The sequence below is a fragment of the Allobosea sp. RIT-PG3_2 genome, assembly GCF_057321085.1.
Window position 1 is genome coordinate 107,406 of record NZ_JBXWCA010000001.1, and the last position, 11,525, is coordinate 118,930.

General features: G+C 69.2%; 11 protein-coding genes. 1 reads left to right on the top strand and 10 read right to left on the bottom strand.

What is annotated here, in order from left to right:
• Positions 1-6: 6 nt before the first annotated feature.
• The 8 genes from AC2FAN_RS00515 to AC2FAN_RS00550 are packed head-to-tail and all read right to left on the bottom strand — an operon-like array spanning position 7 to position 7,316.
• Entirely contained in the window at positions 7-1,806 is a 1,800-nt protein-coding gene (locus AC2FAN_RS00515) for an SLC13 family permease (RefSeq protein WP_485172327.1), read from the bottom strand.
• A 21-nt stretch (positions 1,807-1,827) separates the two neighbouring features.
• Positions 1,828-3,459 (bottom strand): proton-conducting transporter transmembrane domain-containing protein, encoded by a 1,632-nt coding sequence (locus AC2FAN_RS00520; RefSeq protein WP_485172328.1) that lies wholly within the window; start codon positions 3,457-3,459, stop codon positions 1,828-1,830.
• A complete protein-coding gene (locus tag AC2FAN_RS00525; RefSeq protein WP_476806704.1) occupies positions 3,456-4,979 on the bottom strand; it encodes a complex I subunit 5 family protein in 1,524 nt (507 codons plus the stop codon). Before AC2FAN_RS00525 ends, AC2FAN_RS00520 begins: the two co-directional genes overlap by 4 nt.
• The gene (locus AC2FAN_RS00530; RefSeq protein WP_476806703.1) at positions 4,976-5,311 is read right to left on the bottom strand and encodes an NADH-quinone oxidoreductase subunit K; all 336 of its coding nucleotides are present in this window, start codon (positions 5,309-5,311) and stop codon (positions 4,976-4,978) included. Before AC2FAN_RS00530 ends, AC2FAN_RS00525 begins: the two co-directional genes overlap by 4 nt.
• A complete protein-coding gene (locus AC2FAN_RS00535; protein WP_485172329.1) occupies positions 5,308-6,240 on the bottom strand; it encodes an MnhB domain-containing protein in 933 nt (310 codons plus the stop codon). The genes AC2FAN_RS00530 and AC2FAN_RS00535 overlap by 4 nt, the downstream gene beginning before the upstream one ends.
• The gene (locus tag AC2FAN_RS00540) at positions 6,237-6,530 is read right to left on the bottom strand and encodes a cation:proton antiporter (protein ID WP_485172330.1); all 294 of its coding nucleotides are present in this window, start codon (positions 6,528-6,530) and stop codon (positions 6,237-6,239) included. The genes AC2FAN_RS00535 and AC2FAN_RS00540 overlap by 4 nt, the downstream gene beginning before the upstream one ends.
• Positions 6,527-6,814, bottom strand: coding sequence for a monovalent cation/H+ antiporter complex subunit F (locus tag AC2FAN_RS00545; protein ID WP_265053353.1), 288 nt, complete (start codon positions 6,812-6,814; stop codon positions 6,527-6,529). Before AC2FAN_RS00545 ends, AC2FAN_RS00540 begins: the two co-directional genes overlap by 4 nt.
• Positions 6,807-7,316, bottom strand: a complete 510-nt coding sequence (locus AC2FAN_RS00550) for a Na+/H+ antiporter subunit E (protein ID WP_476806700.1) — start codon at positions 7,314-7,316, stop codon at positions 6,807-6,809. The genes AC2FAN_RS00545 and AC2FAN_RS00550 overlap by 8 nt, the downstream gene beginning before the upstream one ends.
• A gap of 269 nt (positions 7,317-7,585) precedes the next feature.
• Here AC2FAN_RS00550 and AC2FAN_RS00555 point away from each other — a divergent pair, with 269 nt between their 5' ends.
• Positions 7,586-9,331 (top strand): metallophosphoesterase family protein, encoded by a 1,746-nt coding sequence (locus AC2FAN_RS00555; RefSeq protein ID WP_485172331.1) that lies wholly within the window; start codon positions 7,586-7,588, stop codon positions 9,329-9,331.
• Here AC2FAN_RS00555 and AC2FAN_RS00560 read toward each other — a convergent pair.
• Positions 9,321-10,379 carry an AI-2E family transporter gene (locus AC2FAN_RS00560; protein ID WP_485172332.1) on the bottom strand — a complete coding sequence of 353 codons (1,059 nt, stop codon included), beginning with the start codon at positions 10,377-10,379 and terminating at the stop codon, positions 9,321-9,323. The two genes, AC2FAN_RS00555 and AC2FAN_RS00560, sit on opposite strands and share 11 nt — an antisense overlap.
• A gap of 65 nt (positions 10,380-10,444) precedes the next feature.
• Positions 10,445-11,515 carry a patatin-like phospholipase family protein gene (locus tag AC2FAN_RS00565; protein ID WP_485172333.1) on the bottom strand — a complete coding sequence of 357 codons (1,071 nt, stop codon included), beginning with the start codon at positions 11,513-11,515 and terminating at the stop codon, positions 10,445-10,447.
• Between the last annotated feature and the right edge of the window lie 10 nt (positions 11,516-11,525).

Genomic DNA, 11,525 nt, shown 5'->3' on the forward strand with positions numbered 1-11,525 from the left:
GCGACCTCAAAACCGCCAGACCAGCGGCACGTAGAACACGGCCATGACGAAGAACCAGAGCATCAGCGGCGCGCCGAGCTTCCAGTAGCTGTTGAAGCTGTAGCCGCCCGGGCCCATGACCATCATGTTGGTCGCGGTCGCGATCGGCGTCAGGAACGACGCCGAGCCGGCGATGCACAGGCTCATCAGCACCGGGCGCGGCGAGACGCCCATGCCGGCAGCGGCAGCCATGGCGATCGGGATGACCAGCATGGTCGTCGCCGTATTGCTCATGACCTGACCGAGGCTCGCCGTCAGCACGAAGAGGCCTGCGAGGAAGACGATCGGCCCTGCCCCGCCGGTCAGCGTCACCAGATGGTCCGCGACGACCTTGGCCGCGCCTGACTGCACCATGGCGGTGGAGAGCGGCATCATCGCCGCGATCAGGATCACCGTCGTCCAGTTGATCGCGCGATAGGCCTGCTCGACGGTCATGATGCCCGCGGCGATCAGCGCGCCGGCACAGAGCAATCCGGCGACGGCGGGCGGGACGATGCCGGTCGCGAGCAGCGTGACGAGGCACGCCAGCACGGCCAGCGCGACGCCTGCGCCTGCGCCCATCGGCACGGCCTGTCGCCTGACGAGGTCGGGAGAGTTGACGACGAGCACATCGGGATCGTCGAGACGCAGATCGAGAGCCTCCCAACTGCCTTCTAGCAGGAGCGTGTCGCCGGCCAGAAGCGTATCGCCCGGGTCGAGATCGACGCCCGCCCGCTGCACCGCCAGCACGACGAGATCCCCGCTATCGGTGACCATGCCGGGAAACAGGGCGCGGCCGATCAGTGCCGAGCGCGGCGGGATCACCACCTCGGCGAGACCCGAACGACGGCTGAACAGCCCCGTTTCCGTCTGCTCGTCGCGCAAGGCGAGATGCTTTTCGGCGGCCAGCGTCGCGATGGCCTCCGCATCGCCGCGCACCAGCAGATAGTCGCCCTCCGAAACGGCGGGCGCGCGCAGCGGCGTGCCGGAGGCCCCAGCCTGCACGGCCATCAGGCTGAGCCGCCCGTCCGCGCCGACATCGATATCCGCCGGGGCGATGCCGACATAGGAAGAGGTTGCGCGCACGCGTAGCCTGAAGATGCCGTCGCTCAGCCCGTAATGCTCCACGAGGGTCTGAGCATGCCGGCTGAAATCGGCCGGCAGCCGCGCGCTGCTCTCCTGCGGCAGCAGGCGGCGACCGAGCAACAGGATGATCGCGATCGTGCCGGCCAGCAGCGGCAGGCCGACGAGGGCGAACTCAGCGAAAGCGAAGCCCTGCAGGCCGGCATCCTCCAGCGCTTCGGAGACGAGGATGTTCTTCGGCGCGCCCGTCAGCAGCAGGTTGGAGCCGGCATGGGAGGCGAAGGCGAGCGGCATCAGGAGCTGGGATGGCGACTGGCGCAAACGCACCGCCGCCATGACCGCGACCGGCATCAACGCCGCGACCGCGCCGCTGCCGCTGATGAACGCGCTGAGACAGCCGGCCGCCACCATGATGATGATCAGCAGGCGGCTTCGGGCGTCGGCACCGGCCTTGGCGATCAGATATTGCCCCGCCCAGGCAGTGACGCCGGTCCTCTCCAGCGCTGCGCTGATGATGAAGAGGCTGGCGACGAAGAGCGCGGCGCGATCGCCGAAGCCGGCGAAGGCCTGATCGAGCGTAACCACGCCCGTCGCCCATAGCGCCAGCGCCGCTCCGATCGCGACCACGACGACCGGCAGCCTGTTCCAGGTGAACAGCGCGATCGTGACGACCGTAACCAGGGCAGTGCTTTCGATCGGTGTCACGTCGCAGTCCTCTGGCCGGCGTCAGGCCCGGAGCATCAAAGCCCCGCCGAGCAGGATGGCAAGAGCGATCAGCCCCAGCCCGGCCACGGGCCAGCGCCGGAGATAGGCGTCGATTTCCGCGATGCCATTCGAGAATCCGCGAACGAATGGCCCTCCCGCCTGGGCCAGGACGACGATGTCGCCCTCGGGAATCATGCCCAGACGCCGCGGCAAACGTTGCACGAACAGCATCACCGCCGCGCCCAGTAGCATGGGCCAGAGCACCTTCCAGAGCGCCTCCGGCTGGAGCAGGGTGGCCAGCGCTTCGCCAGAGATCGCGGGATAGAGCGACCAGGGAATGACGAAGGCGGCGGCGACCACGACCAGCCAGGGCACGAGCTGGCCGGGCGGCGGCAAGGCAGGCGGATTGTCGAGCGTGTCGCGGCGGATGATCATCAGGAAATGCAGCATCAGCGCGGTGCTGCCGGCCGCGGCGAGCGACATCGCGCCGGCAAGCCAGCCATAGCCGAGGATCGGCTTTGTCGCGAGCTTGGCCAGCGCCCCGCTGGTCAGCGGCATGCCGCCGAGGCTCAGCGCGAGAACCGCCATCAGCAGCAGCACCAGCCTCAACCGGCGGCCACCCGTCGCGGCCAGGATGCCGACGCCGAGGAAGAGCGCGCCCTTCACCAGCGTGTGGTGGACGGCGTAATAGGCCGTCAGCTGCGTCGCGGCCGGGTCGGCAGTGCCGAGACCGACGCCGAGCAGCACCGCCAGCAGCCCCATCTGGCTCACGGTGGAATAGGCCAGCACCGTCTTGGCCCGCCGTTGGGTGATGCCGACGAGGACGCCGTAATAGGCCGTGACAACGCCGACGCCGACCAGCACGCCGCCCCAGAAGGGCTCGCCCGCCTCGAAAGGCAGGAAGCGGATGAGCCCGATCACGCCGGCCTTGACCACGACGCCGCTCAGGACGGCCGAAGCCGGCGTCGGCGCGGCCGGATGTGCCAGCGGCAGCCAGACATGCAGCGGCACCAGCCCCATTTTCAGCGCGAAGCCGAGGATGAACAGCGCGATGATGCCGTTGCGCATCGGATTTGCCGGCAGATCGGCGACGACGCTTCGGATCTGCGGGTTGGCGTCGGGGTGGTTGGCGGCCAGCATCACCAGCGCGATCAAAAGGAACGCCTCGGCTGCCAGCGCGAGCACGACATAGATCACGCCGGCCCGGTGCGCGGGGGCGGTCTGCTCGTGGATGATCAGGCCGTAGGCCGCGAGGCTCGCCAGCGTGAACAGCAGGTAGAAGTTCACGACGTCGCCGACGATGAAGAGGCCGAGGCTGCCGGCCAGCGTCAGCAGCCACCAGATCGCGAAGCGCGGTGCGCCGGGATCGCGGCCCATGAGCGAGGCTGCATAGGCCCCGGCGGCGCTCCAGAGCAGCGCGGCGCCGCCGAGCAGGATCGCGCCCGGCTGGTCGAGCACCAGCGTCAGCCGGAACGGCGTCGGGAAGAAGGCGAAGCGTCCTTCGGGCACGAATAGCGCCGCCAACAAAGCCGGCAAAGGAGCGATGAGCAGAACGGCCGTTGCCCTGGCCCTGAACCAGGTCGATAGGCAGCAGGCGGCGAACAGGAGCGGGACGAGCAGAGCCGAGGCGAGGAGCAGGCCGGCGGCGGTCATGGCGTCAACGCCATGGCCAGGCCGTCGCGGCCGATCTGCAGGAAGCCGAAGGGGCGCAGCGGCACGAAGCCGATCAGCACGGCAGCGACCGCGAGCGCGAGCGCCGCGAATTCGAGCCGGCGCGGAATCGGCCTGAGGGTCTTTACCGGAACCGTGGGGACCGCCAGCGCCTTGTCGATCACGCGGAAGACATAGCCGCCGGCGAGAAGCCCGCCGATGAGGATGGTCGCCGCCAGCCAGGGGTAGCCGCCGATCACCGCAGCCGTCAGCAGCAGGCATTTGGCGACGAAGCCGCCGCTCGGCGGAATACCCATCAGCGAGAGCCCGGCCAGGCAGAAGGCCGCAGCGCTCAAGGGCAGCACCCGGCCGAAGCCGCCGAGATCGGCGATGCGGTCATGGCCGAAGGCCTCGGCGATGACGCCCGCGGCCAGGAACATCGCCGCCTTCGCCAGCGCGTGGGAGATCAGCTGCAGGGCGCCGCCGGTCCAGGCGATCGTGCCCCAGGGCGGCAGGTCGGCGCTGCCGGCGGCGAGCGGGAAGACGATGAAGAGATAGCCGATCTGCGCCACGGTCGAATAGGCGATCATCAGCTTGAGCCGGGCCTGCTTGAGCGCCATGACGCTGCAGAACAGGATCGAGGCGGCGCCGAGGACGGCGAGCAACTGCCCTGCGATCGCGGCCGCCTGCGGAGGGGCGACGTCGAGCACCAGCCGCAGGATCAGGAAGACCGGTGCCTTGATCACCAGCGCCGAGAGCACGGCACTCGCCGGCGCCGGCGCTCCGGCATGGGCGGGGGGCAGCCACAGATGCAGCGGAAACAGCGCGGCCTTGGCGAGCAGGCCGACGATCATCAGCGCCAGTGCGACCGAAAGCGCCGGGTCCTGCCGGCTCAGCCGCGAGAGCGCGAGCAGATCGAGCGTGCCGTACTGGCCGTAGAGCAAGCCGGTTCCGAGCAGATAGAGCAGCGAGCCGACCAGCGCGAACAGCAGGTAGCGCAGCGCGGCCATGATCGTCTTCGAGCGGCCGTCGAGGCAGACGAGCGGCACCGCGGCGAAGGTCAGCAACTCCAGCGCGACATAGAGGTTGAACAGGTCCTCGCCCACGAAGACCGCGTTCAGCGCGCTCCAGAGCGAAAGCAGCATCAGCCAGAAGGTGGTCTGCGCGCGCCCTTCGCGCGCGCCTTCATCGAGCCCGTGCTGGACACGGGCGAACAGCCCGACCGCGACCACGACCAGCGCCGTCATGACGAGCATGGCCCCCGACAGCCCGTCCGCCCGCAGCGCGATCCCGAGCGGCGGCTGCCAGGCGCCGACGACATAGGAAAGCGCGGCCCCGCTCGATATCAGCTCGGCCGCGATCGCGACGGCGATGGCGAGCCCTGCCGCGAGCGTCACCATCGCGATGCGCGCCGCGCTCCGCGGTCCGCAGGCGACGATGGCCAGCACGGCGCAGACCGGCAGGATCACGGCCAGCACCAGCAGATAGCCGCCCGGCGTGGTCGCGTGGACGAGCGGCGTCACGAGCCGCTCTCCCGTTCGGCGGCTTCCGCCCGATCGCCGTCGGTCAGCTCGGATAGCCGCTTCAGCAGGGCGACGGCCAATGCGCTTGCGGAAAAGGCGACGACGATGCCGGTGATCACCAGCGCCTGTGGCACGGGGTCAGCGTCGAATCCGGCAGCGGCGCCGCGTCGCGCGACGGCGCCGAAAACGAGGAAGATGCCCGCGCCGAGGATGTTGCAGCCGACGATCCGGCGCAGCAGCCCGGTCTGCGTCACGACGGCGAAAAGCCCGATGCCGACTAGCCCGGCGCCGCACAGGCCGAACAGCACGCCGGGCTGCAGCACCGCGGTCATCGCGCCGGCGCCTTTCGGGCAGGGCCGGCGACCAGCATCGCCAGCGCCGCCGCGACCGACAGTGTCAGCGCCGCCTCGATCGCCAGGATCAGCGGCTTCGCCATGGCCTCCGGATAGGCGAGAAAGGCGTCGGCGAAGACGAAGCCGAGAAAGGCGATCGCCAGGAACAAGGCGGGGCCGCCGACCAGCACGAGCCGCAGCAGCGGCCGGGCCGTATCGGGAGCGGGATACAACCCCGCCATCATCACCAGCAGCCACATCGCGGCGAGCACGGTGCCGGCCTGGAAGGTGCCGCCCGGTGCATCGGCCCCGACCCAGAACATGTAGACGCCGATCACCACGCCGAAGGGTGGCAGGACGCGCGCGAGATAGGCGATCGGCCCGGGAACCGCGGCCGGCTTCACCTCCGGAGCACCTCCCCACAGACCATCCGGCGCCAGCGACCAGACTCCGATAAGGGCGAGCAGCACCACGACCTTCTCCAGAAGCGTGTCGAGCGCGCGATAGGCGAGCAGCACGGCCGTGACGGGATTGCCGAGGCCGGTGGCGCCGAGCGCGGCCGAAGCGGCGGGAGCCAGCGTGGGAGGGGGCGAGGCGAATGTCAGCACGGCCAGCCCCAGCCCGGCTGAGACCATCGCGCAGCCCAGCGCGACCGCCGCCTTTCCCGCTGCGCTCATCGGTTCGGCATTCTTGTCGCGGCCGCGGAGGGCGGCTTCCGCCCGCAGAAGCAGGATGCCGGTTCCGCCGCCGCCGATGGCGATCTCGGTCAAGGCGACATCGGGGGCGGCAAGTCTGACCCAACCGAGCCCGAGCAGGAGCCCGAAGGCGAGGAAGGCGACGATTGCGCTGCGCTCATCCGGCTGCGCCACGACATGAACCGCGAGCGCCAGCAACCAGGCGACGAGCGCGAGGTCGAGCAGAGCCGTCATGGGTCGGCTTTGTCGCGATAGACGGCGTTGGCGAGCAGCTGGCTCGCCGTCGCGGCCGAAAGCTGCGCCAGCAGCCAGACGCAGACGAGCTTCAACCCGCCTGCGACGCTCGTCGCTTGCGGCAGAAGGCCGATGACGATCAGCCCGAGCCCGAGATTGTCGGCCTTGCTGATGGCGTGAAGCCGGCTCAGCGTATCGGGGAAACGCAGCAGGCCGAGCGTGCCGGCCAGGAAGAGCAGCGCGCCTGCCGTCACCAGAACGATGGTGAAGAAATCCGCGAGCGCGCTCATGGCCGATCTTCCGATGGCTTGCGATCCCCGCCCTGCCCGGCCCCGCCCATAACGAAGGCCACGCAGGAGAACGCCGCGAACAGGGCGAGCAGCAGCGCCACGTCGATCGTCGCCGCCGATCCTGACGCCGCGCCCAGCAGCAGGAGCGCCGCCGCCCCGCCGGTGCCGAGCAACTGCACCGCCATCATGCGCTCGGCGACCGTCCGGGCGCGCAGAACCCGGAACAGCGCGACTGCGGTCACCGCCAGGATGAACAGCGCTGCGCCCGTCAGGACATCAGCCATCGCGCTTCTCCGGTTTGAGAATACGGTTGAAGGCCGCCTCGTCGGCAGAGACCTGCTCGGCCACGGCCTCGCGCAGGTCTAGGCAATGGATATGCAGCGTGCCGTCGGTTTCCACGGCGACCGGAAGCTTGCCCGGCTGCAGGCTCATCACGGCGCAAGCCGAGTCACGCGCCAAGCCGACAGGTATGGTGGAACGACAGGTCGTGAAGCCCGGCCTCAGGTCGGGTTCGCGTGCAAAGGCGCGCCGGGCGACATCGAGCCCCGCTACGACGGACTGCGGCAGGAAGCGAGCCAGGAACCGCGCGAGACCGGGCAATGAGAGCTTCCCGCCGGCCGGCCAGAGGGCCGTGCTCGCCCAGACGCCGGCGGCGCTGGCGGCGAGCCCGACCGGCAGATCCGCCAGTGCCGGGCCCATCAGGATCACCCATAGCAGCAGCAGGCCCAGCCCCCGAGCCAGGAGCGTCGAGAGCGGCACGTCGTCGGCTGCGGCCGATCCCTCCATCGTATCTCCCGCCCTTGGCCGATGCCTGGGATCCACCTCGGCAAGGTAGCGCCGGCCCTTCCGGGCAACATCAGCCCGACGTCTCAGTCCTGTGCGCCACGTCCCATTCTCGGCTCCATCGGCTGGCGAGCGCCTGCTCGATCTGCGCAGGATGGCGCCGGCGCGATATCCGGCCGGAGCCGCCGGATCGCGCCGGCGCCGGTTCTTGGAGATCGCATGCACCAGTCGAGGTTTTCGCCGATATCGGCCCCCTGCCCGGCCGGGCCGCCATGCCGATGATTATCGAGCCGCGAAACGGCGATGCCGAGGACGATGCGAGCAGCACCAAGACGCATTCGCTGATCGCGATCGCGGGCAGCCTGCTCGGCGAGATCAGCCTGCCCAAGCTCGCGCTCGCCTGGGTCATCGGGGCGCTGCTGCCGAGCCTGCTGCTGGGCGCGGCCCCCCTCGTCCTCACCGCCTGGGTCGCGTCGATATCGGGCCGCGTCACCGCGCTCGCCGGGATCGGCTCCCTGATCCTGCTCGCTTTGGTCGGAACGGTCGGCTGGTACGGTTTCCGCCCGCTGTTTCGCATGGCGGAGAGGAGCTTCTGGTCGCTCAACGCGCTGGTGGTACAGCCGGGCTATGCCGTCTGCCGGGAAGGCCTGCAGCACCTCGCCGAACGCTTCTTCTCCGCCGGGCGAAACCCGGACAGGCGCGCGACCTGGCGCGCCGGAAGCGCGATCGGTGCCGGTCTGCTCGGCTGCCTCGTCTCGGGCGCCGTGTGCGCTCTCGTCTGGCCGGCCACCCGCTGGTCCGGCGGCTTCGCCGACTTTATCGACCCGCTGCGGCTCGTCGTCCCGGCCCTGGCCAATGCCGTCGCCGTGATGTCGCTGTATCTGGCTGCCGCCTCGTTGTTCTGGGGCATGGCCGACGGCTTCATGGATCAGCCGCGCGATCTCGGCGGCTTCGATGTCGTGCCGGCGTCGGCCCGCCGATGGCGCGTCGCGCATCTCTCGGACGTGCATGTCGTCGGCGAGCGCTACGGTTTCAGGATCGAGAGCGGGCGCGCCGGTCCGCGCGGCAACGAGCGGTTCCTGCAAGTGCTCGACAGGCTGGCGGAGATCCACGCGGCCGAGCCCCTCGACCTGCTGCTCATCACCGGCGACATGACCGATGCCGGACGCTCGGCCGAATGGGCCGAATTCCTCGACGCGATGCAGCGCCATCCCGCGCTTGCCGAGCGCAGCCTGATTCTGCCCGGCAACCACGACGTCAACATCGTCGATCGCGCCAACCCCGCCCGGCTCGAATTGCCGGGCAGCCCCGGCAAGCGCTTGCGCCAGATGCGGACGCTTTCGGCCATCGCGGCTCTGCACGGCGAACGCGTGCGGGTCTTCGACCAGAGCCGGACGAAGCTGGCCGGCAGCCTTGCGAGCGCGCTCGAACCGCATCGCGACCGGATCGCCGCCTTCGCCGATGCCGGCGGCATGCGGCTTTCGATGGGGCTCGGCACGATCTGGGCCGATGCCTTTCCGATGGTGCTGCCGCCGGCGGAGCCCGACGGGCTCGGCGCCATCCTGCTGAACTCCAATGCGGAAGCGCATTTCTCCTTCACCAACGCGCTCGGCCTCGTCGCCGAGGAGGACATGCAGGCCGTCCTCGCCGTCATCCGCGAATTCCCGCAGGCGCGTTGGGTCCTCGCCCTCCACCACCATCCGATCGAGTATCCGCGGCCGGCGAAGGCCTTTTCGGAGCGTATCGGAACCGCGCTGATCAACGGCAGCCGGCTGCTGCGGCTGCTGCGTCCGGTGTCCCACCGCATGGTCGCGATGCATGGGCACCGCCATATCGACTGGATCGGCCGGTGCGGCGCTTTGAAGATCGTATCCGCCCCCTCGCCCGTCATGGAGGCGACGGAGGCCGACCCGACCTGCTTCTACATCCACACGCTGGCGGCCGCCGAGGCCGGGATCGCGCTGCTGGAGCCGCAGCGCGTCGTGATCGAGCCGCGCCCTTCCGCCGTCAGCGCGTGACCGGCTCGCCATCCACAACGGGTACGTCCTTCTGCGGCGAGCCGAAGATTTCCGCGAGCCACAGGCTCGAGGGATGCAGGGCGCAGAAGGTGAGGAAGGCGATGGTGATGGGCACGCCGATGAAGGCGCCGAACACGCCCCAGAGATAGCTCCAGAAGAACACCGAGAACAGCACGGTCGCCGGCGAGATCGAGAGCGCGCTGCCGGCGACGCGGGGCTCGACATAGCTGCCCACGACGAACTGGATCAGGTTGAGGCAGGCGAAGACCGCGACCACGGCCTGCCACGATCCGAACTGCGTCATCGCGAACAGGGTCGGGAAGACGGTGGCGACGAGCGGGCCGAGGAACGGAATGTAGTTCAGCGAGAAGGCGATGAAGCCCCATTCCTCGGCGAGCTGAAGCCCTACGGCCCTGGCAAAGAGCCAGACCAGGACACCGGTGATCACGCTCATCAGGGTTCTGACCAGCATGTATCGCCTGATCTTGGCCGCAGTCTCCATGCTGCCCTGCAGCAGCAAGGCGCCGGCGGCGCGGTTGCGCATGCCCTTGAGCTTGCGACCGAAATCATCGACCTCCAGCAGCCCGAGGAAGACATAGACCAGCACCACGAGCCAGAAGCTCATCGTGCTGTTCAGCCGGCCGGTGACGGTCTGGGCCGTGCGCAGCATCCAGCCGACGCTGAACGCCTCCGACCATGCTCCCGCCACTGCGATTCCATGCCCTTCGAGCCAAACCGTGACCTGGTCGTAGAACGCCTGGAAGCGGGCGGCGTCGGCAACGATCCAGCGCCCGACACGCCCGAACGCGGACACCACCAGCGAGCCGACATAGACGAATGCGACGGTCATGACGATGACGCTGACGGCGAGAGCGAGCAGCCGCGGCAGAAAGCCCTGAAGCATCTTCTGCAGAGGCCAGACCAGCGCGATGATGAACAGCGCGAAGGCGACCGGCGCGAAGACCGAGCTCGCGACGGAAAGCGCCGCGATCACCAGGATCGTGGCGATCACGACCTGGGCCGCCTGGTGGACATTACCGCTCGTCATAGACAAACCCCGTTCCGCACCCATCGCCCTGTCGGCGTGGTGCAATCCTTCAGCATCGACACTCTTCAGACGCCCTTGGTGAATTCGTCGAGATCCAGCGTCGAGCGCTTGCCGATCTCGTCCCGGTGCTCCCGGTAGAATGCCTCTGCCGAGCGCCTGCCCTCGTCATGGAGCATCGTCAGGAATTCCCATTCGGCGTTGAGCTTCGAAGAGTAGCCGAGCTCGGCCATGGCGTCGCTGGCGATGCGGTGGATGCGCATGCGGGCCCATCGTGCCCCCTCGCCCGCGCCGGAAACCGCCTCGCGCTGCAAGAGCGCCATCATGCGCAGCTCCTTCAGCAGCACCGCATTGAAGGAGACCTCGTTGAGGCGGTTGAGGATGTCGCGCGCCGTCCGCGGCGTTCCCGCCCGCTCGACGGGGTTGATCTGGACGAGGATCGTGTCGCGCGCATTGCTCTCCTCGATCAGCGGCGTCATGGTCGGGTTGCCGGAATAGCCGCCGTCCCAATAGCTCTCGCCCTCGATCTCGACCGCCTGGAACAGGGTCGGCAGGCATGCGGAGGCGAGCAGCACGTCCGGCGTGATCTCCGCATTGCGGAAGACGCGGCTGCGGCCGGTCCGGACATTCGTCGCGGTGATGAACAGCTTGATCGGGCATGTCGCGAGCGCCTCGAAATCGATGACCTCGGCGAGGATGTCGGTCAGCGGATTGGTGCCCATCGGATTGAGGCTGTAGGGCGAGACGACCCGGGACATCATGTCCATCGCCACGAAGAGCGGCGAGGTGTCGAGCGTCCAGCGCCCGAGCAGGACATCGAGCGGCGTGCGCTGGAACGGGCTGAAGCGCGCCGCTTCGGACACCTTCCGCCAGAACCGGTCGAGCGCCTCGCGCGCGCCGTCGCGCCCGCCCTTGGCAAAGCCGGAAGCGAGCACGGCGGCGTTCATGGCGCCGGCCGAGGTGCCGGAGATCGCCTCGATCTCGAGCCAATCCTCCTCGAGGATCCGGGACAGCACGCCCCAGGCGAAAGCGCCGTGGGCCCCGCCGCCCTGCAGCGCGAGATCGATGTCGAGCGACTCGCGGGGCTGGGTGCCGCGATCCTTGGCTCGGCTGCCGGAGGAAGAAGGCGTCTTGCTCACCGGAACATCA

Excerpts from the sequence above, each read along its gene's own strand:
- AC2FAN_RS00520 (WP_485172328.1), bottom strand. The coding sequence starts at position 3,459 with ATGACCGCCGCCGGCCTGCTCCTCGCCTCGGCTCTGCTCGTCCCGCTC.
- AC2FAN_RS00530 (WP_476806703.1), bottom strand. The coding sequence starts at position 5,311 with ATGACCGCGGTGCTGCAGCCCGGCGTGCTGTTCGGCCTGTGCGGCGCC.
- AC2FAN_RS00535 (WP_485172329.1), bottom strand. The coding sequence starts at position 6,240 with ATGACGGCTCTGCTCGACCTCGCGCTCGTCGCCTGGTTGCTGGCGCTC.
- AC2FAN_RS00540 (WP_485172330.1), bottom strand. The coding sequence starts at position 6,530 with ATGAGCGCGCTCGCGGATTTCTTCACCATCGTTCTGGTGACGGCAGGC.
- AC2FAN_RS00545 (WP_265053353.1), bottom strand. The coding sequence starts at position 6,814 with ATGGCTGATGTCCTGACGGGCGCAGCGCTGTTCATCCTGGCGGTGACC.
- AC2FAN_RS00550 (WP_476806700.1), bottom strand. The coding sequence starts at position 7,316 with ATGGAGGGATCGGCCGCAGCCGACGACGTGCCGCTCTCGACGCTCCTG.
- AC2FAN_RS00555 (WP_485172331.1), top strand. The coding sequence starts at position 7,586 with ATGCCGATGATTATCGAGCCGCGAAACGGCGATGCCGAGGACGATGCG.
- AC2FAN_RS00560 (WP_485172332.1), bottom strand. The coding sequence starts at position 10,379 with ATGACGAGCGGTAATGTCCACCAGGCGGCCCAGGTCGTGATCGCCACG.